Origin of the sequence: Caulobacter sp. Root343, from assembly GCF_001425745.1 — a bacterium.
GTDB lineage: Bacteria > Pseudomonadota > Alphaproteobacteria > Caulobacterales > Caulobacteraceae > Caulobacter.
This window is the reverse complement of sequence record NZ_LMDF01000008.1, coordinates 152,576-172,358: the sequence shown is the minus strand read 5'-3', so window position 1 is coordinate 172,358 and position 19,783 is coordinate 152,576. Positions and strand designations below refer to the sequence as shown.

20 protein-coding genes are annotated in these 19,783 nt (G+C 69.1%); 13 read left to right on the top strand and 7 right to left on the bottom strand.

The genetic code is table 11. The features are described 5' to 3' along the window. Window positions 1-64: 64 nt before the first annotated feature. The 4 genes from ASC70_RS19160 to ASC70_RS19145 all read left to right on the top strand — a co-directional run bounded on the left by ASC70_RS19160 (window position 65) and on the right by ASC70_RS19145 (window position 3,120). Window positions 65-313, top strand: coding sequence for a helix-turn-helix domain-containing protein (locus ASC70_RS19160; RefSeq protein WP_047406713.1), 249 nt, complete (start codon window positions 65-67; stop codon window positions 311-313). Window positions 314-349: 36 nt separating this feature from the next. Continuing rightward, entirely contained in the window at window positions 350-2,140 is a 1,791-nt protein-coding gene (locus tag ASC70_RS19155; protein ID WP_056053314.1) for a cation:proton antiporter, read from the top strand. A 118-nt stretch (window positions 2,141-2,258) separates the two neighbouring features. Further along, entirely contained in the window at window positions 2,259-2,498 is a 240-nt protein-coding gene (locus ASC70_RS25680; RefSeq protein ID WP_255355047.1) for a RidA family protein, read from the top strand. A 67-nt stretch (window positions 2,499-2,565) separates the two neighbouring features. After that, entirely contained in the window at window positions 2,566-3,120 is a 555-nt protein-coding gene (locus ASC70_RS19145; RefSeq protein ID WP_056053312.1) for a hypothetical protein, read from the top strand. Between the two features lie 4 nt (window positions 3,121-3,124). Here ASC70_RS19145 and ASC70_RS19140 read toward each other — a convergent pair whose 3' ends face one another. Further along, a complete protein-coding gene (locus tag ASC70_RS19140; RefSeq protein ID WP_056053309.1) occupies window positions 3,125-3,550 on the bottom strand; it encodes a helix-turn-helix domain-containing protein in 426 nt (141 codons plus the stop codon). A 72-nt stretch (window positions 3,551-3,622) separates the two neighbouring features. On the opposite strand from ASC70_RS19140, the gene ASC70_RS19135 reads away from it, so the two are divergent. From ASC70_RS19135 to ASC70_RS19095, 9 genes are all read left to right on the top strand, one after another. Continuing rightward, window positions 3,623-4,456 carry a class I SAM-dependent methyltransferase gene (locus ASC70_RS19135; protein WP_056053306.1) on the top strand — a complete coding sequence of 278 codons (834 nt, stop codon included), beginning with the start codon at window positions 3,623-3,625 and terminating at the stop codon, window positions 4,454-4,456. Between the two features lie 86 nt (window positions 4,457-4,542). After that, on the top strand, window positions 4,543-5,184 hold the full coding sequence (locus ASC70_RS19130; RefSeq protein WP_056053304.1) for a TetR/AcrR family transcriptional regulator: 642 nt from the start codon (window positions 4,543-4,545) through the stop codon (window positions 5,182-5,184). After that, window positions 5,181-6,164, top strand: a complete 984-nt coding sequence (locus ASC70_RS19125; RefSeq protein WP_056053302.1) for an HlyD family secretion protein — start codon at window positions 5,181-5,183, stop codon at window positions 6,162-6,164. Before ASC70_RS19130 ends, ASC70_RS19125 begins: the two co-directional genes overlap by 4 nt. Beyond that, on the top strand, window positions 6,161-7,081 hold the full coding sequence (locus ASC70_RS19120; protein WP_056053299.1) for an ABC transporter ATP-binding protein: 921 nt from the start codon (window positions 6,161-6,163) through the stop codon (window positions 7,079-7,081). Before ASC70_RS19125 ends, ASC70_RS19120 begins: the two co-directional genes overlap by 4 nt. Continuing rightward, a complete protein-coding gene (locus ASC70_RS19115) occupies window positions 7,078-8,217 on the top strand; it encodes an ABC transporter permease (RefSeq protein WP_056053295.1) in 1,140 nt (379 codons plus the stop codon). The genes ASC70_RS19120 and ASC70_RS19115 overlap by 4 nt, the downstream gene beginning before the upstream one ends. A 346-nt stretch (window positions 8,218-8,563) precedes the next feature. Then, window positions 8,564-9,769 carry an OmpA family protein gene (locus tag ASC70_RS19110; RefSeq protein WP_056053292.1) on the top strand — a complete coding sequence of 402 codons (1,206 nt, stop codon included), beginning with the start codon at window positions 8,564-8,566 and terminating at the stop codon, window positions 9,767-9,769. Window positions 9,770-10,263: 494 nt separating this feature from the next. Beyond that, window positions 10,264-12,144, top strand: coding sequence for a ribonucleoside-diphosphate reductase subunit alpha (locus ASC70_RS19105; RefSeq protein ID WP_056053289.1), 1,881 nt, complete (start codon window positions 10,264-10,266; stop codon window positions 12,142-12,144). A 187-nt stretch (window positions 12,145-12,331) separates the two neighbouring features. Further along, window positions 12,332-13,333 (top strand): lipid A-modifier LpxR family protein, encoded by a 1,002-nt coding sequence (locus ASC70_RS19100; protein WP_082539544.1) that lies wholly within the window; start codon window positions 12,332-12,334, stop codon window positions 13,331-13,333. Window positions 13,334-13,415: 82 nt separating this feature from the next. After that, window positions 13,416-13,754 (top strand): hypothetical protein, encoded by a 339-nt coding sequence (locus ASC70_RS19095; protein WP_047406680.1) that lies wholly within the window; start codon window positions 13,416-13,418, stop codon window positions 13,752-13,754. Window positions 13,755-13,774: 20 nt separating this feature from the next. Here the strand turns inward: ASC70_RS19095 and ASC70_RS19090 are convergent, their stop codons facing one another. From ASC70_RS19090 to ASC70_RS19065, 6 genes are all read right to left on the bottom strand, one after another. Continuing rightward, a complete protein-coding gene (locus tag ASC70_RS19090) occupies window positions 13,775-14,452 on the bottom strand; it encodes a hypothetical protein (RefSeq protein WP_056053286.1) in 678 nt (225 codons plus the stop codon). A gap of 134 nt (window positions 14,453-14,586) precedes the next feature. Continuing rightward, complete coding sequence (locus ASC70_RS19085) at window positions 14,587-15,849, bottom strand: patatin-like phospholipase family protein (protein ID WP_056053283.1); 1,263 nt, start codon at window positions 15,847-15,849, stop codon at window positions 14,587-14,589. A gap of 22 nt (window positions 15,850-15,871) precedes the next feature. Then, on the bottom strand, window positions 15,872-16,582 hold the full coding sequence (locus ASC70_RS19080; protein ID WP_056053281.1) for a hemolysin III family protein: 711 nt from the start codon (window positions 16,580-16,582) through the stop codon (window positions 15,872-15,874). Window positions 16,583-16,717: 135 nt separating this feature from the next. Beyond that, window positions 16,718-17,488, bottom strand: a complete 771-nt coding sequence (locus ASC70_RS19075) for a sulfite exporter TauE/SafE family protein (RefSeq protein ID WP_047406669.1) — start codon at window positions 17,486-17,488, stop codon at window positions 16,718-16,720. Window positions 17,489-17,533: 45 nt separating this feature from the next. Next, entirely contained in the window at window positions 17,534-18,568 is a 1,035-nt protein-coding gene (locus ASC70_RS19070; RefSeq protein WP_056053279.1) for an aldo/keto reductase, read from the bottom strand. A gap of 23 nt (window positions 18,569-18,591) precedes the next feature. Next, the gene (locus ASC70_RS19065; RefSeq protein ID WP_056053276.1) at window positions 18,592-19,758 is read right to left on the bottom strand and encodes an MFS transporter; all 1,167 of its coding nucleotides are present in this window, start codon (window positions 19,756-19,758) and stop codon (window positions 18,592-18,594) included. Window positions 19,759-19,783 lie beyond the last annotated feature (25 nt).

Here is a 19,783-nt window from a genome sequence, read left to right as displayed (position 1 = left end):
GCTTGACTGTCACCTCTTTCGGCGGTATTCAACCAATATGGGCGATAAAGCCTAGGTGTGTTTCATGCCGCACGCAAAGATCCTTCTCCCGGCGCAATGCCGGGCCGCCCGCGGGCTGATCAACTGGTCGCAGGGCGAGCTCGCCGATCGGGCGGGCGTGTCGCGTAGCACGGTCAAGGACTTCGAGACCGAGCGTCACGCCCTGCACCACAGCACCGAGCGTCTGCTGATCGACGCGATCGAGGCAGGCGGCGTGGCGCTGATCGGCGCCGGTGAAGCGGGCGCGGGCGTGCGGCTGAAACAGCCGGGATAGGACAGCCGACCTAGGATTGGCGGACAAGGAGGGCGCGTGGCGCAAGAGGTATCCCCAGAGAGCTACAAGGACCTGGTCCTGTTCCTGGCGACCGCCGGCATCGTCGCGCCGATCTTCAAGCGTCTGAAGATCAATCCGATCCTGGGCTATCTGTTGGCCGGGGTGATCCTGGGCCCGTTCGGCCTGGGTCGGTTCATCCATTACGCCCCGTGGCTCGACTACGTCACCGTCGACAATCCCGAGGAAATCGCCCAGCTGGCCGAGTTCGGGGTGGTGTTCCTGCTGTTCATGATCGGGCTGGAACTGTCGTGGGAGCGCCTGCGCCTGATGCGCAAGCTGGTGTTCGGGCTGGGCGCGGTGCAGGTGATCGGCTGCTCGCTGGCCCTGGGCGCGGGGGCCATGCTGATGGGCCAGAGCCCGGTGGCAGCCCTGACCATCGGCGCGGCCCTGACCCTGTCCTCGACCGCCATCGCCATACCGGTGCTGGCCGAGCGGCGCAGGCTACATTCGGAAGGCGGGCGCGCCACCTTCTCGGTGCTGCTGTTCCAGGACCTGGCCGTCGCCCCGATCCTGATCACCCTGGCTATTCTCGGACGCGGCCAAGGGTCGTTCCAGCTGAAGGACCTGCTGGCCCTGGCCCCCGCCGCGATCGGCCTGGGCGCGATCGTGCTGGTCGGGCGTCTGGCGCTGCGGCCGATGCTGAAGTCCGTCGCCAAGGCCAAGAGCGAAGAGATGTTCATGGCCGCCTGCCTGCTGGTGATCATCGGCGCGGGCATGGTCAGCGCCCTGTCGGGCCTGTCGATGGCGCTGGGCGCCTTCGTCGCCGGCGTGCTGCTGGCCGAGACCGAGTACCGACACGAGGTCGAGGTCAAGATCGAGCCGTTCAAGGGCCTGCTGCTCAGCCTGTTCTTCGTGTCGCTGGGCATTCGCCTCGACCTGTCGCTGCTGGTCGCCCAGCCGGGCTTGATCCTGACCACGGCCCTGGGACTGCTGGTCGTCAAGGCGATCCTGGTGTTCGGCGGCGGGCTGATCATGGGCCTGAGCCGCAAGGCGGCGCTGGAGGCGGCCCTGATCCTGGCGGCCGGCGGCGAGTTCGCCTTCGTGCTGCTCGACAACGCCATGAGCGCCAAGGTCGTCGCGCCGGCGATCGGCCAGGCCGTGCTGGTCTCGGCGACCCTGACCATGTTCCTGATCCCGAGCTTGGCGGCCTTGGGCGCCTATCTCGCCCGCAAGGGCGCGGCGCCCCAGACGGCGGAGGCCCCGGTCGGCGCGCCCGACCGCGTCGGCCCCGAGCCCGCCGGACAGGTGCTGGTGGTCGGCTACGGGCGGGTCGGCAAGCTGGTCAGCGGCATGCTGAACCGCCACGACCTGCCCTGGATCGCCGTCGAGCGCGATGCCCGCCTCGTCGAGCAGGGTCGGCGCGAGGGCGGTCGCATCTATTACGGCGACGCCTCGCGGCTGGAGCTTCTGGAGCGCTGCGGCCTGGCCACGGCCCGGGCGGTGGTCATCACCATGGACGCGCCCGAGGGGGCTGAGGCGGTGGTCGCCGCCGCGCGCGGCGCCCGGCCGGACGTGCCGATCGTGGTTCGCGCCCGCGACGCCCGCCACGCCGCTCGCCTCTACGAGCTGGGCGCCACCGACGCCGTGCCCGAGACCATCGAGGCCAGCCTGCAGCTGTCCGAGGCCGTGCTGGTCGACATCGGCGTGCCGATGGGCCTGGTCATCGCCTCGATCCACGAACGTCGCGACGAGTACCGCAAGGTGCTGAACCGTCCCGACGCCCTAGGTGGTCGGCGTCGCCGGCTGCGCGACGCCAGCCTGAGATAGGGAGTTTCTCGTGATCGAACGCATCGGCAAGGCCGCGCGCTGGAGCGACGCCGTCGTCGTCAACGGCCTGGTGTTCCTGGCGGGTCACGTCGCCGAGGAGACCAAGGGGTGATCCGTCCTGGAGCAGACGCGCGAGGTGCTGGCCCAGCTGGACGACACCCTGGCCCAAGCGGGCTCCAGCAAGGCCAAGCTGGTCAGCGTCACCATCTACCTGGCCGACATCGCCGGGTTCGACGCCATGAACCAGGCGTGGGACGCCTGGGTGGATTCCGAAAATCCGCCGGCTCGGGCCACGGTCGAAGCGCGCCTGGCCCATCCCGACTACGCCGTCGAGATGACCGCGATCGCGGCGCGATAGGCGCGGAACCGGCGCTCGGTCCCGCCGTTCCGATACCCATCGAGGGGCCTCTGTCCGGAGCGCCCAAGTGGACCTGCCCAAGAACAGTAAGACCTTGGCCGCTGGCGTCGCCACGGCCGGGATCGTGACGGCCGCCGTGGCGACGATCGTGTGGCCCGCGCTCGTCAGCCCGGAGCCGCCGTTGGAAAAGGCCGGCGACGACGGCCTGCGCATCCGCCTGGTCGAGCCGCCGAAAGCGACGATCAGGACCGCCGGTCCTCTGGATGTCGGCTTGTCGGACGCCGCCCGGGCCATGGCCAACGGGCGCGAGGCGCTGTTCGATCGTCCCGCGTCCAGGCCGCGCGCCGCGCCCGTCCAGATCGCCGAGGCGGACGAGGCGGAGGAGCCGCCGCCCGAGGCCGATGACGATCGGTGGGAACGCGAGGCTTCGCGGCGCGACCAGTTGGAGCAGGCCGAGCGTCGCCGTTGGGAGGCGGATCGACTGGCGCGGGAAGCCCGGGCCGAACGCGCGGCCTGGGAACAGGAGGCGCGGGACCGCGAGCGTTGGGAGGAACAGCGCGAACCCGAGCGCTACGCGCCGCCGCCGGCCGAGGATCGTGGGCCGCGACCGGAGGGCTGGTGACGCCCTAAACCGCCTCCGCCCGATACCGCCGCCGCCGCGCGCCCGCCACCTTCACGATGCGCAGGAAGTGCGGGCAATCGGTGAGGACCGGGACCTTGCAGTCGGCCGCGTGGCGTAGACCGTCGCGCATGCGGGTCAGCTGTTCGATCCGCTTGTCCAGTTCGGCCGCCTTGGCGCGCAGGCGGTCGCGGTCGATGTCTGGGCCATGAAGGTTTGAGCCCTCCAGCATCTCCGCGATCTCGCCCAGCGAGAAGCCCGAGGCGCGGCCCAGGGCGATCAGCGACAGGCGGTCGGCGACCTCGGGGGCGAACAGGCGCTTGAGACCCCGCCGGCCGATCGAGGCGATCAGTCCCTTTTCCTCGTAGAAGCGCAGGGTCGAGGCCCGCACGCCGGAGCGTTTCGCCAGTTCCGAGATGTCGACGTCGAACACCGCTTGACCTCAAGTGCGCTTGAACTTGCAGGATGCGCCGCGAGGGTGATCCTCGCAACGACGGAGATGACGATGAACGCGACCGCCGACCGGGACATGAACGCCTATTGGGACCGCGCGGGGCGGGTCTGGGTCGAGCACCAGGCCTTGCTCGACAAGATCATGGCGCCGATCGCCGAGGCGGTGGTCGAGGCCGCCGGCCCGGTCAATGGCGAGCGGGTGCTGGACGTCGGCTGCGGCTCGGGCGCGACCACCTTCGCCGCGGCCTGGCGGACGGGACCCACGGGCCGCGCCGTCGGGGTCGACATCTCGGGGGCCCTGGTCGAACTGGCCCGACGGCGGGCGGGTGAGGAGGGTATCGAGGGCGTCGAGTTCCTACTAGCCGACGCCCAGACCCATGTGTTCGCGACGCCGTTCGACGCCATCGTCTCGCGGTTCGGGGTGATGTTCTTCCCCGACCCGGTGGCGGCCTTCGCCAATCTGCGGCGCGCCCTGAAGCCAAGCGGCAGGCTGGCCTTCGCCGCCTGGCGCGCGCCCGAGGAGAACCCGCTGGCGCTGGTCCCGCTGCGCGCCGCCGCCCCGTTCCTGCCGGCCCTGCCGGCGTTCGAGAAGGACGCGCCCGGCCGCTTCGCCTTCGCCGATCCGGACCGCGTGCGCCGGATTCTGGAGGAGAGCGGCTGGCGCGGGATCGAGATCGCGCCGCTGGATGTCGCCAGTCCGCTGAGCTTCGACGAGCTGATGACCATGAGCCTGCGCGTCGGGCCGCTGAACCCGATCCTGGCGCAGGAGGACGACACGGTGCGCGGCCAGGTCCGCGAAGCGGTGGCGGCGGCGCTGGAGCCCTATGCGAAGGACGGCCTGGCGACGATGACCTCGGCCTGCTGGCTGGTCACGGCGGAGGGATAGGGCGTTTTCTCGACGCTTGGGATGGCTTGAGTTCGCAATAACTCCGGTATATGACTCGAAAGTCATTTACTTCGGAAGTCCAGAAAATGCAGGCCGGTTCCCCCAAGTGGCGACGACGCAGCGAGGCGCGGCCGGGCGAGATCGTCCAGGCGGCGCTCGAGGTGTTCGCGGAACGGGGCTTCGCCGCGGCCAAGCTGGACGAGATCGCCGCCAAGGCCGGGATCTCGAAGGGCGCGCTCTATCTCTACTTCGAGACCAAGGAGGACATCTTCCGCGCCGTTGTCCGCGAGGCGGTGGCGCCCAATCTCGACGTGGTCGAAGCGGTGCTGGATCAGACGACCACGCCATTCCCCGATCTGCTGAGGATGGTGTTCGTTCGCATCAGCCTGATGATCGAAACCACGCGCCTGGGCGCGGTGGCCAAGCTGGTCATCGGCGAGTCGCGAAACTTCCCGGAACTGGCGCGCGTCTGGCATGACGAGGTGGTCAGTCGCGCCCTGGCAGCGCTGAGCGGAGCGCTGGACAGAGCTCAAGGGCGAGGCGAGATCCGCCCGGGCAACCCGCGCCTGCAAGCGTTCAGCATCATGGGACCGATCCTGATGGGCGTGATCTGGCAGGAGACCTTTACGCCCGTCGGCGCGCCGGCCCTGAACCTGCGGGATCTGATCGCTCAGCACGGCGAGGCGGTGCTCGCGGGCTTGGCGCCGCGCGAGGACGTGACCGCATGAAGCCCGCCGTCCGCATCGTCGCCGTGGTCGCCGGGCTCGGCCTCGCGGGGTTCCTGGGCTGGCGCCTGCTGGGACCCGACGCCCACCGGCCGCACCGCCTGTCGGGCTATGTCGAGGGCGAGACGCTCTATGTCGGGGCCTCCAATTCAGGCCTGGTCAGCACCGTGGCCGTCCAGCGCGGCGACCGGGTGAGGGCGGGGCAGCCGCTGTTCGCGCTCGACGCCGCCCAGCTGACCGCCGCCCGCGATCAGGCCGCCGCCCAGGTGGCGATCGCGGAAGCCCAGCTGCGCGACGCCGAGAAGGGGCAGCGCCCGCAGGAGCTGGCGGTCTACGACGCCGAGCGCGCCGCCGCCCAGGCCCAGGTCCGGCAGGCCCAGGCCGACTTCGATCGCGTCGCGCCGCTGGTGCGCAAGGGCATCTACGCGCCCGCCAAGCTTGACCAGGTCAAGGCCGCCCTGGACACCGCCCGCGCCAACGCCGCCACCGTCGCCCGCCGCAAGGACGTGGGAACCTTGGGCGCGCGGCCCGACGCGGTGAACGCCGCCCAGTCCGCCGTGGCCTCGGCCCGCGAGACCCTGGCGGCGGCGCAGAGCCGCCTGGACCAGATCAGCCCGCGCGCACCCACGGCGGCGCGGGTGCAGGACGTCTTCTACCAGCCCGGCGAATGGGCCGCCGCCAACCAGCCCGTGGTGGCCCTGCTGTCGGACGACCGCGTTCGCCTGCGCTTCTTCGTGCCGGAGGGCGAGGTCCCCCGCTATCGCGCCGGCGCGACGGTCCGCTTCGCGTGCGACGGCTGCGGGGCCGAGCGGACGGCGCGGATCAACTATGTCTCGCCGCGCTCGGAGTTCACCCCGCCGGTGATCTACAGCCGCGAGGCCCGCCAGCGGCTGGTGTTCCTGGTGGAAGCCCGGCCAGAAGGCGGCGCGCCGCTCGCCCCCGGCCAGCCGGTCGACATCACGCCGCTGGGGGCGGATCGGTGAGCGAGCTCGCCGTCGACGTCCGTGGGCTGAACAAGTCGTTCGGCCCACGCCACGTGGTGCAGGACGTGTCGATCCAGGTCGAGAAGGGCAAGATCACCGGCTTCCTCGGCCCCAACGGTTCGGGCAAGACCACCACCTTGCGGATGCTGTGCGGCCTGCTGACCCCCGACAGCGGCGAGGGCGCGGTGCTGGGGCTGGACTTCCGCAAGGATGCCGAGGCGGTGAAGCGCCAGACCGGCTACATGACCCAGAAGTTCTCGCTCTACGAGGATCTGTCGATCGAGGAGAACCTCGACTTCGTGGCCCGGGTCCACGAGCTGCCGGGCCGCCGCGAGCGGGTGAAGGGCAGCCTGGACCGCCTGGGCCTGACCGCGCGCAAGAAGCAGCTGGCCGGCAGCCTGTCGGGCGGCTGGAAGCAGCGCCTGGCCCTGGCCGCCAGCATCATGCACGAGCCGAAGCTGCTGCTGCTGGACGAACCCACGGCCGGCGTCGATCCGAAGGCCCGACGCGAGTTCTGGGACGAGATCCACGCCCTGTCGGCCGAGGGCCTGACCGTCATGGTCTCGACCCACTACATGGACGAGGCCGAGCGCTGCCACGACATCGCCTACATCGCCTATGGCAAGCTGATGGCGCGCGGGACCGCCGACGAGGTGATCGAACAGTCGGGCCTCGTGACCTTCCGTGCGGAGGGCCAAGGGGCCGACCGCCTGGCCCGCGACCTCGCCAAGGCGCCCGGCGTGATCATGGCCGCCCCGTTCGGCGCCGCCCTGCACGTCAGCGGGACCGACCGCGCCGCGCTGGAAGCCGCCATCACGCCTTACCGCCATCCGCCGCTGGAATGGACAGAGGTCAAGCCGACGCTGGAGGACGTGTTCATCCGGCTGATGGGCCAGTCGTCGGACAACTTCCAATGAGCGGATCCGCCAAGGGCCTGTCCGGCGCGCGCATCCTGGCGGTGCTGATCAAGGAGTTCATCCAGCTCACCCGCGACCGGTTGACCTACGCCATGATCCTGGTCATGCCGATCGTGCAGCTGATGCTGTTCGGCTACGCGATCAACAACGACCCGCGCGACCTGCCGACGGCGGTGCTGGTGCAGGATCAAGGGCCGATGGCGCGCTCGACCCTGTCGGCCCTGGTCAACAGCGGCTATTTCGAGATCGTCCGTACGGCGGCCTCGCCGGCCGAGCTGGACGAAGCCGTGGCCCGGGGCGAGGTGCAGTTCGCCCTGACCATCCCCGCCGACTTCACCCGCCGGGTGGTGCGCGGCGACCAGGCCCAGATCCTGGTCGAGGCCGACGCCTCCGACCCCGCCGCGACCGGCGGCGCGATCGCGGCCCTGGCCAGCCTGCCGCGCACGGCGCTGACGCGGGATCTCGTGGGGGCCGTTGCGAAGCCAAACGGCGATCCGTTCGAGGTGGTGATCCACCGCCGCTACAATCCCGAGGCCATCACCTCGTACAATATCGTGCCGGGCCTGCTGGGCGTGATCCTGTCGATGACCTTGGTGATGATGACGTCGTTGGGCGTCACCCGCGAGTACGAGCGCGGCACCATGGAGAGTCTGCTGGCCACGCCCGCTCGCCCGATCGAGGTGATGATCGGCAAGCTGACGCCCTATGTGGCGGTGGGCGTGATCCAGACGGTCGTGATCCTGGTGCTGGCCCGGGCCCTGTTCACGGTGCCGATGGCCGGCGGCTGGATCGCGCTCTGCCTGGGCGTGCTGCTGTTCATCATCGGGTCGCTGGCCCTGGGCTTCCTGATCTCGACGGTGGCCCGGACCCAGCTGCAGGCGATGCAGATGTCGTTCTTCTACATCATGCCTTCGATCCTGCTGTCTGGCTTCATGTTCCCGTTCCGCGGCATGCCGGCCTGGGCCCAGGCCCTGGGCACGGTGATCCCGGTGACGCACTTCCTCCGCATCGTCCGCGGCGCCCTGCTGAAAGGACTGGACGTGACGGCCCTATGGTCAAGTCTATCCGCGCTCGGACTGTTCGTCGTCGCGATCTCGGGCCTGGCGATGGCGCGCTATCGAACCACCCTGGATTAGGGGCAAAGCTGGACCAGGTTGGTCGATGACCTGACGGATCATGTCAAAAGGTGCGGATTTTCGGCGACGATCTGCGAATGCTTGACCATTTCCTGGCCGCAAGCCCTTGCGTGCAAACGGTTCACGTGCGAACCCAGCAACGCTGACGCTCATCTTCCGTGGAAGTTGGCGGGCGCGCTCGGCAGTTGATTCTGAGGGGCGGTCTTGTTTAGCTTTCCTGAGCAATGGGCAGGGGGCGAAACCTGACGAGTGTGTCTTTGCTGACACTTTCCCGTGGCGTTCGCCTTGGTATAACAGCGCTCGGTCGGACTCCGGCCTGGGCAGGGCAATAGAGGGCTCTTCAACGATGAAACTCAACCTCCTGGCGGGAGCTGCTCTGGTCGCGGTGTTCGCCGCGTCGGGCGTTTCGGCCCAAGAGACCGGCTGGTACGGCGCGGTCGACCTCGGCTATCACTGGCCGCAAAGCCTCAAGACGGAATCGGACGCGAACGCTCCGGACGGCGCCCACTATCACTGGGCCTGGAAGTCGCAGAACGACTGGACCGGCTTTGTCCGTCTCGGCTACCAGTTCAACCCGCATTGGCGCGCTGAAGTCGAAGGCGGCTATCGCCCCGGCGATCTCGACAGCGTCCACGGCAGCGCCGTTCGCGCTCAGCCGATCGGCCTCTGCACCCCGGGCGTGACCCGTACGTCGTCGGCCCAGACCTGCGGTTCGCCGGATGGTTCGATCGACTCGTGGAGCCTGATGGCGAACGTCATCTATGACTTCGCTCCGGATTCCTGGCTGAACCCGTTCCTCGGCGCCGGTGTCGGCATCAACCGTCTGGACGTCAAGACCCTGGGTCAGTTCAGCGGCGTCGGCGCGGTCACCACGGCCAACACGGCTATTCAGAACCTGACCGTCGACGACGACGATCTCGCCGTCGCTTGGCAAGCTATCGCCGGCGCGTCGATCAAGGCGACCGACAAGCTGAAGATCGATTTCACCTACCGCTACATCACCGGCGCGGAACATGCGTTCCAGTCGACCGGCTCGGGCCTGCTGCAACCCGGCAGCTTCGAAGGCCAGTATCGCGATCAGTCGCTGACCGTGGGTCTGCGCTACTCGTTCGCGTCGCCGCCTCCGCCGCCGCCGCCCCCGCCGCCGCCGCCTCCCCCGCCGCCTCCGCCTCCGCCGCCTCCCCCGCCGCCGCCGCCTCCGCCGCCGCCGCAGTACGAGGCCCGCGAGTTCATCGTGTACTTCCCGTTCGACCAATCGGTCCTGACGCCGGAAGCCCAATCGGTGGTCACGGAAGCCGCGAAGTACTCCAGCGACGGTCACGCGACCAAGATCGTCGTGGTCGGCCACACCGATACGTCGGGTTCGCCGAAGTACAACGCCAAGCTCTCGGAACGCCGCGCCAAGGCCGTGGCTGACGCCCTGGTCTCGCAAGGTGTCCCGGCCGCCGTCCTCGGCGTCGACTGGAAGGGTGAAAGCGCTCCGGCCGTCGCTACTGGCGATGGCGTCAAGGAACCGCTGAACCGTCGTTCGACGATCTCGATCAACTTCTAAGATCGAATCGACTGCCTATCGGGAGGGCCCGGCGGAAACGCCGGGCCCTTTCTTTTTGTCCGCGCGTTTCCTTTGTCGGGCGCCATCGCGTCGTTCGAAAACGTCACGCCGACAGGGTATGGTGGCCGGAAGCCCCGGTTTCCGGGCGTTCCCTCACGGCGGCGCTGGGACCCGCCCTGGCGGTCCTATCTACAGCCGGCCACCATCCCTTGTGACCAGCCTGTTAACGAACGACGTTGTCCGGGGGCGGATGTCTCGGGGCGCCTTGCGGCGGTCTGTCGCGGGTGAAAAAAGTTCGGTGAGGCAACCCCTTGATCCTGCCTCACAAGTTCGGTGCGTTCACAGCTTGTTAACGAAAAACTCAAGGCGGGGGCGTTGACGAGTCATTAGCCACTGTGGCCCCATATGTGGGTTGAGGGGGCTCCTCAGCCACAAGATATAGCGGCTGGTTGGGACTATCCCCTTCACCGGAACACGCTGATTGAGCATGGATTTTGGTCATGAACGGCAGTGAAGCGGCGAAGACGAACACCCGGAGCGAGGCTCGGCTCGCGGCGATCAAGCCCGCCAAGCGCCCGCAGCTGGCGCTGGTGCAGAAGGTCCAGGTGGACCGCTCGCGCGACGCCCTGCTGACCGATTTCGGCAAGACCACCCTGGAAGACCGCTACCTGCTGCCGGGCGAGTCATACCAGGACATGTTCGCCCGCGTGTCGACGGCCTTCGCCGACGACGCCGAGCACGCCCAGCGCGTCTACGACTATATGAGCCGCCTGTGGTTCATGCCGGCCACTCCGGTGCTGTCGAACGGCGGCGCCGACCGCGGCCTGCCGATCAGCTGCTTCCTGAACGCCGTCAGCGACAGCCTGGACGGCATCCTCAACGTCTGGAACGAGAACGTCTGGTTGGCGGCCAACGGCGGCGGCATCGGCACCTACTGGGGCGGCGTCCGGTCGATCGGCGAGAAGGTCAAGGGCCAGGGCCAAACCTCGGGCATCATCCCCTTCATTCGCGTGATGGACAGCCTGACGCTGGCCATCTCGCAGGGTTCGCTGCGTCGCGGCTCGGCCGCCGTCTATCTCGACGTGCACCATCCGGAAATCGAGGAGTTCCTCGAGATCCGCAAGCCGTCGGGCGATTTCAACCGCAAGTCCCTGAACCTCCACCACGGCCTGAACATCACCGACGAGTTCATGTTCGCCGTGCGCGACGGCACCAAGTTCGGCCTGCGCTCGCCGAAGACCCAGGAAGTGCTGCGCGAGGTCGACGCCCGCGCCCTGTGGCAGAAGATCCTGGAGCTGCGCCTGCAGACCGGCGAGCCCTATCTGATCTTCTCCGACACCGTGAACCGCGCCATGCCGAGCCACCAGCGCGAGCTGGGCCTCAGCGTCCGCCAGTCGAACCTGTGCAGCGAGATCATGCTGCACACCGGCCGCGACCACCTGGGCAACGACCGCACGGCCGTCTGCTGCCTGTCGTCGGTCAATGCCGAGACCTTCCTGGAATGGCGCGACCATCCGACGTTCATCGAGGACGTCATGCGCTTCCTCGACAACGTCCTGCAGGACTTCATCGACCGCGCGCCCGACGCGGCCGCGACGGCCGCCTACGCCGCCATGCGCGAGCGCTCGGTGGGCCTGGGCCTGATGGGCTTCCACAGCTTCCTGCAGAGCCAGAACGTGCCGTTCGAAAGCGCCCTGGCCAAGAGCTGGAACATGCGGATGTTCAAGCACCTGCGCCGCGAAGCCGACAAGGCCTCGATCGCCCTGGGCGAGGAGAAGGGCCCGTGCCCGGACGCCGCCGACCGCGGCTCCAAGGAGCGCTTCTCGCACAAGCTGGCCATCGCCCCGACCGCCTCGATCTCGATCATCTGCGGCGGCACCTCGGCGGGCATTGAGCCGATCCCGGCCAATATCTACACCCACAAGACCCTGTCGGGCTCGTTCGCGGTGAAGAACCCCTATCTGGAGAAGCTGCTCGAGGAGAAGGGCCAGAACACCGACGCGGTGTGGGGCTCGATCCTGGAGCACGAAGGCTCGGTCCAGCACCTGGACTTCCTGAGCCAGGACGACAAGGACGTCTTCAAGACCGCCTTCGAGCTGGACCAGCGCTGGGTGGTCGAGCTGGCCGCCGACCGCACGCCGGAAATCTGCCAGAGCCAGTCGGTGAACATCTTCCTGGCCGGCGACGTCGACAAGTGGGACCTGCACATGCTGCACTGGCAGGCCTGGGAACGCGGCGTGAAGAGCCTCTACTACCTGCGCTCCAAGTCGGTTCAGCGCGCGGCCTATGCCGGCGCCGGCGAAAAGGCCGAGCTGGTCGGCGGCTTCGACGCCCCGGCCAAGACCGACTACGACGAGTGCCTCGCCTGTCAATAGGATTGGCCTGCCCATAATCCCGGCAAGTCGGTGACAAACGAACGGCGGCGTGAGCGATCACGCCGCCGTTTCGCGTTCGCGGAGGAACCGTCAAGGTTTCCGGCGGTTCACCATGTGCGCATTCGTCGCCGTAGACAGTCGGCGCGAAGGGCGTAGGCTGGACCTCCATTGGATTGGGGAATCCGCGATGCGGACCGCTGGGGAGCGAACCGTCTTCTGCCTTATGGCCGTGCTGGTGGCCGTGGTCGCCGGGCATGCGACCTCGGCCTGCGCGGCCCAGAAGGTCGGCAAGAGCGTCAAGGCGACAGATAGGGCCGCCCCGACAGCCGACAAGGCCCCGGCCCAGATTTCCTTCAAGGTTAAGTCCGAGACAGCCCGTCCGCTGGACCTCTCGTCCAGCGCCACCGGCTTCACGGCCCGCGATGTCGACGGAGCCGAGGGCGAGCTGCAGGGCGGCTTCGCCGTATCATCCGCCGCCGCCGCGGGCGGCGACGTCCGCATCCTCGACACCGACCGCTATTACGACGGGGCCGGGCCGGTGACCTGGCGCTCGAACGCCTTCACCCGCCAGGCGCAGGCCGGCGGTCCGATCGACTCCGTCCGCGTCACCATGGCCGGGGTCGCCAAGACCGCCGCCGTCGCGCCCCTGACCCTGGTCCGCCCGGACGCCGACGCCTACGAGCTGCAGGACGTCGACGTCACCGTGACCCGGGGCTGGCCCGCGGCCGTGTCGCTGAAGGGCCGCACCTTCGCCCTCGACGTCACGCCGCACGCCGGCGTGGGTTTCGGCGGAGCCGGCGGTTCGGCCGAGGCCGGCGCCACCGTGCGCCTGGGCAAGAAGAAGAACATGGGCGACCGGGTGAACGACGCCCTGGGCGTGCGCGAAGGCGACGAGGCCTTCGGCGACCGCGGGCGCTGGTACATCTTCGCCGCCGCCAGCGGCCGGGCCGTGGGCCTGAACATGCTGCGTGGCCAGAACGGCGACTGGACCCGCGCGGGCCTCTCGCAGGACGTCACCAGCCGTCTGATCGGCGACAGCCAGGCCGGCGTGGCCTGGCGGCGCGGCCCGATGCAGGCTTCGCTGGGCTACATCCACCGCGAGATCCGGGCCAAGGAGGGCATCATGGGCCTCGCCACCCAGAAGGACGACGTCGTGGCCCTGTCGTTCAGCCTGAAGCCGCACTGGTAGGGCCATTTCACCCTATTGAGCTTGTGTTTCCGGCCGCTTTCATGCAGCTAGCCGGTTTCCATCCACAGCCGCCAGCGATGTCATGAGCGAGAGCGAGCCCCCGCGCCGCAAGACCCTGAGCCTCAAGAGCGGCGTCGCCGCCCCTGGTGGCCCGCCGCCGCTCGAGCGCATGGTCAAACCCGCCGGGCGCACCGTGTTCACGCCTCACGCCGCGCCCCCGCCTCCACCGCCGCCGCCTCCGGCCGTGGGCGACTGGAAGTGCAAGCCGTGCGGCACGCGCTTCGACCCGCCGGCCGATCTGGCCGACGAGGACTCGGTCCGCTGCCCGTCGTGCAACGCCCGCCTGGGCCTGGCCTCGGATTTCCGCGCCGATCCGCCGAACGTCGACAAGCTGCGCGCGCGGCATCTGAAGAAGGCCTAGCGCCCGCCAGGCCGCCGCGCTCAGGCGGCCGCCCGCGCGGGTTCGGGCCCTTGCGCCTCGTCGTGCGCGTCCGGCCACGTGGTCCGACGCGAAAGGGCCGGCGACAGGAACAGGACCGGCAGCTTCAGGGCCAGCAACTCGCCGTGGACGAAGCTGTCGATAGCGCGCTCGCGCCAGTTGGCTTGCCGTCGCCCATGGTCGATCAGCCAGCCGTCATAGGGAGCCCAATGGCTGGGTTCGTCCTGCTCGATGACGCGGAAGATCTTGGTCAGCATGCTGTCGGCGAGAACGGTCCGGTTGCGCAGCAGGACCTCGACCTGCCGGTAGCCCCGTTTCTCGGTCAGGGAAATGACCCGGCATAGGCGCTCGAAGAGATCGTCGCGACCGATCAGCGAGGGGGCGAGGTCGTCGATCGGCGATCCGAACGCGATCTCGACGAACCGGTCGATATGACCGCAGGCGCGATCGAGGTCGAACGGCATGTCGCCGCGTCGCTCGAACCAGCGACGAAACATCAGGTAGTGCTTGTGCTCGTCCGCGCGGTGTTTCTCGACCAGGGCGATCAGGGCGTGATCGTCCGGCCAGCTCGATCGGATCGCCTTCAGCATGCGATCGATGGCCGTGTAGCCGCGATGCTCGTTGTAGATGTAAATGGAGCAAAGCAGGTCGAGGAAACGGCGTCGAAACAGGTCGGCCATCAGCCAAGCTTTCAAAACGCCCAAGGCGCTTGGCGCATAGGCGATCGGTGTGAATCTTGGCTAGAACGATCGGCGGCTAAGCTTGTTCCGGGCTCGGCGCGTTCACCACGGCGAAGACCCGCCGACGGGCCGGTTCAAGGCTCCAGCGGCGCCTCGAGGTTCGGTTCCTCGCGGATCATCACGCCCGTCCCCACAGTCGACGAGGCCGATAGCGGCTTCTTGAACAGGCCGCGCCACAGGCTCTGTTCCTCGACCGCGCTGGTCCAGACCGAGCCCTCGACCGCCTGCTCGAAGCCGGCGTCGTAGATCCGGCGCATCAGGTCGGTCTCGAACTTCAGCAGGTTCATGCCCTCGAAGGCGTTGGGGATCGAGGCCACGCTGAGCGGCAGGTTGTGGCGCGAGCAGAAGCCGGCGGCCAGGCTCAAGGCTTGTCGATAGGAGAACCGCAGCATGGTGTCGAAGCTGCGGCTCATGATCGAGGCCACGCCCGGCGGCGTCGACTGGGTCGAGGGATCCAGCACCGTGTTGACGATCACGTGCACACGGCCGCGCCGGAAGCGGGGCCCGAGGTTGCGCCAGTGCAGCAGGGCGTCGGGCATCAGGAACAGCGGCGCGGCCACGCCGCCGTCGACGTGCATCTCCTGATAGGCCTGGTCGTTGGCCTGGACGTCGATCAGCTTGGGCGGAAAGATGCCCGGCACCGAGGCGGAGGCCACCAGCAGGGTGCGGAACAGCTTCAAGGCTTCGTCGCCGCCATGGGTGGCGATCTCGCCCAGGTCCCAGACCACGGCGCGCTGGCTGTCGAGATTGGTGGTGGCGATCAGCAGGCGGCGGCCCTTGGCGTGCTCGACGGCGACGGCCTCGACCATCTCCTGGTCGACGAAGGTCTCGACCAGGGCGTCCAGCGACTCGCCCTTGAAGATGCTGGGGCCCAGGGCGGGCGCCAGGCGGCGCAGGCTGAGCAGCTCGGTGGCGTGGCCGCCGACATAGGCGTCGGTCAGCCGGTCGTCCCAGGCCGAGCCTAGGAAGGCCATCGGCGCGCTCAGGGCCCCGGTGCTGACCCCGGTGACGATGGCGAAGTCGGGTCGGCGTCCGGACTTGGACAGGCCCGCCAGCACGCCCGCGCCATAGGCGCCGCCAGCCGCGCCGCCGGAGAGGGCCAGGATGTTGAACTCGTCGCGGCCGATCAGCGAGCGCAGCGGCGCCAGGCGGTCGGCGGCCTGGCGCAGGGCGTCGTCGGCCTGGTCGACGGTCAGTCGAACGCCGGGAAAGCCCGAGGCCTGGACCTGGCGATCGGACGGCGGCGTCGGCAATCGCTTGCCGCGCAGCGGATCATTGGTTTTCCAGTCCTTGAAGAAGCCCTGAAGGTTGATCTTCCCGGTGGGATCCCTGTCCAACGACCGTCTCCAAATCCACTGACTATCGGGCGCCGGCCAGCACCACGCCCACCAGCACGGCCGCGTAGTGCAGGCCGGCGCCGCCGATGACATGGCCGTGCCAGATGGCGCGGCGGAACTTCAGGCGACGCATCAGGTAGAAGATGGTTCCGGTGGAATAGACCAGGCCGCCGATGGCCAAGAGCAGCAGGGCCACCCAGGACAGGCCGTCGATCATCGGCTTGATGGCGACCAGCACCAGCCAACCGAGTGCCAGGTACAGGCCGACCCAGAAGCGCTTGTCCAGGCCGGGCAGGAACAGCTTGGCCGCCACACCGATCCCGGCCACCGTCCAGACCGCCGTGGTCATGCCGATCGCCCACCAGCCGTGCAGGTTCTGGGTGGTGAAGGGGGTGTAGGACGCGGCGATCATCACGAAGATGCCGGCGTGGTCGAAGCGGCGCAGCAGCGGCCGCCAGCGGGCCTTGGCGAAGTTGTAGGCCGTCGACAGCGACAGCATCAGGATCAGGCCCACGGTATAGACGCTGACCGCCGCCACCTGCTTGAGGTCGCCCATGCCGAAGGCCAGGCCCAGCAGGATCCCGCCGCCCAGCAGGGCGCAGGCCAGGCCGGCCAGATGCACCACCAGATCGGCGCACTTGGCGGCTGGCGTGGGATAGTGCGTGGCGACCTCTGGCGTCGCGTCCTCTGAGGTCGGAGCGACGACGATGTCGGTGGTGGAGCTCGCAGTCATGGCCCGCCCATTCGTATGGCAACTACGTCCGAACCGTAGGACGGTTCCGTGACATATAAACGGCGATCATCGTGGCCGCGAAAGGGCGTTGGCGACACGATGGGGCAGAAAACGACTTCCTGGAGGCCTCGCCGCCTAAAAGAACAGACCTCGCGCGCCGTCGAACACCAGCTTGCCGCCGACGGCGACCAGCAGCACGTAGATGACCTTGTAGAAGCCCTCGGCCGGTACGCGGCGCACCAGCCAGACGCCGGCCCAGGTCGAGGCGATCGCCAGGGGCAGCAGGACGCCGGCGGTGGCCAGCACCTTGGGCGTGAACTGGCCCAGGGCGACATAGGCCGGCACCTTCATCCAGTTCACGACCGCGAAGAAGATGGCGCTGGTGCCGATGAACGTATCCCGCGCCAGGCGACGGGGGAGGACGTAGATCTGGAACGGTGGGCCGCCGGCGTGGGCGATCTGGCTGGTGAAGCCGGCCGCCGCGCCGCACAGGGCGCCCAGCCAGGGTCGCCCCGGCGTGGCTTCGACCTGCGCGGCCGCCTTGACCGCGCGCTCGGCCCACAGGCGCTGCAGGGCGAAGACCACCGAGATCGCGCCCACGGCCAGCTCGACCGCCGCCTCCTTGACGAAGGCCGCCAGGGCCCAGCCCAGGAAGATCCCCACCGCCGCCGCCGGCAGCATCAGGATCAGCAGGCCCTTGTCCCAGCTCTTCCGGAACGACCAGACGCTGACCACGTCCTGGACCAGCAGGATCGGCAGGGTGATCGAGGCCGCCATCACCGGCGACACGGCCAGGGCCATCAACGGCACCGCCACCACCCCGATCCCGGCGAACCCGCCCTTGGCCAGGCCCAGCAGGATCACGGCCGGAATGGCCACGGCGTAGAAGAACGGATCGGTCAGCATGGGGCGGTGCTTAGCAGCAAGGCTCGCGCCGGCCCATGCCCGACGTCAGACCAGCGGCGGATTGACCCGCCGGAAGCCGCCCTCGCGCCAGTACGGATAGTAGGGATAGGCCGGTGTGACCGCGCTGGCGGCGTCCAGGCGCGCGACCTGTTCCGGGGTGAGGCTCCACCCGACCGCGCCGAGGTTCTGGCGCAGCTGTTCCTCGGTCCGCGCGCCGATGATGACGCTGGAGACGGTCGGGCGGCGCAGCAGCCAGTTGATGGCGACCTGCGGGACGGTCTTCTCGGTCTCGGCGGCGATCTCGTCCAAGGCGTCGACCACGCGGTAGAGCCGCTCGTCGTCGACGGGCGGCCCCATGTCGGCGGTCTCGTGCAGGCGGCTCGTTTCGGGCAGGGGCTGGCCGCGGCGGATCTTGCCGGTCAAGCGGCCCCAGCCCAGCGGGCTCCAGATCATGGCCCCGACGCCCTGGTCGGCGGCCAGCGGCATCAGCTCCCACTCGTAGTCGCGGCCGACCAGCGAATAATAGGCCTGGTGGGCGACGTAGCGCGGCCAGCCGTGACGGTCGGCGGCGGCCAGCGACTTCATCAGCTCCCAGCCGGCGAAGTTGGAGGCCCCGACGTACAGCACCTTGCCGGCTCGCACGAGATCATCGAGGGCGGCAAGCGTCTCCTCGACCGGCGTCGTCCCGTCGAAGGCGTGCAGTTGCAGCAAGTCGATGCGGTCGGTCTTCAGGCGCGTCAACGCCGCCTCGACGCCGCGCGTCAGCCGCAGGCGGGAAGAGCCCGCATCCAGCGGGCCATCGCCGATCGGCAGGCCCAGCTTGGTCGAGATCAGCGCCTGGTCGCGACGGCCTTCGAGGGCGGCGCCGAGGATCTCCTCCGACGCGCCGTTCGAATAGACGTCGGCGGTGTCGAACAGGGTGAGGCCGGCTTCCAGGCTGATGTCGACCATGCGCTTGGCGCCGGCGACGTCGGTGTCGCCCCAGGCGCTGAACAGCGGCCCCTGGCCGCCGAACGTGCCGGCGCCGAAGCTCAAGGCGGGAACCTTCAGGCCGGAGCGGCCCAGGGTGCGGTATTCCATCGGAAATCTCCCGGAGAAAGGGATCAGGCGGTCGAGAGGCTGGCGCGGCGTTCGAGGCTCAGGCTGAGGACGGCCAACCCCAAGGCCGACAGCGGCACGGCGGCGGCGATCAGCGGCACGGCCGACAGGCCCGGGCCGTGGGCGATCACCGCTCCGCCCAGCCAGGCGCCGAAGGCGTTGCCGAGGTTGAAGGCGGCGATGTTCAGGCTGGAGGCCAGGCCCTGGCCCGCGCCGCCGGCCTGGCTCAGCACCCGCATCTGCAGCGGGGCGACGGTGGCGAAGGCGGCCGCGCCCAGCAGGAAGGCGGCGGCCACGGCCCCGACCTGGCTGTGGAAGGCCAAGACCGAGCCGCCCATGACCAGGGTCAGCAGCACCAGGGTCCCGACCAGGGCCGCGTTCAGCCCCTTGTCGGCCCAGCGGCCGCCGGCCAGGTTGCCGGCCACGAGGCCCGCCCCGAACACCAGCAGGATCGGCGAGACGGCTTCCTTCGAGAAGCCGGCCAGCTCGGTGAGGATCGGCTGGATGTAGGTGAAGACCGCGAACACCCCGCCAAAGCCGAGCACGGTCATGGCCAGGCCCAGCTGCACCTGCGGGCGAGCCAGGACGGCGAACTCCTCACGCAGCGGCGCGGGCTCGACCTTTTCTCGGTCGCGCGGGACCAGCGCCGCCAGCACCGCGAAAGCCACCGCCCCGACGCCGGCCACGGCCCAGAACGCCGCCCGCCAGCCGAAGGCCAGGCCTAGCCACGCGCCGAACGGCACGCCCAGCAGAGTGGCCAGGGTCAGGCCGGTGAACATGATCGAGATCGCCGAGGCCTTGCGTTCCGGTGGCACGAGCGAGACGGCGACCAGCGAGCCGACCCCGAAGAAGGTGCCGTGGGCCAGGGCCGTGACCAGCCGCGCGCCCATCAGGATCCCGTAGGTCGGGGCGATGGCGGCCAGGACATTGCCGAGGGTGAAGATCGCCATCAGCACCAGCAGGGTGGTCTTGCGCGGCAGGCGGCGGGTCAGGATGGTGAGGATCGGCGCGCCGACGAACACGCCCAGGGCGTAGCCGGTCATCAGCAGGCCGGCGGTGGGGATCGAGACGCGGAGGTCGGCGGCGACCTGGATCAGCAGGCCCATGATCACGAATTCGGTGACGCCGATCCCGAAGGCGCCGACGGTCAGGGCGTAGAGGGCGAGGGGCATGGCGGCTCTCGTGGTTCTGTTCGAG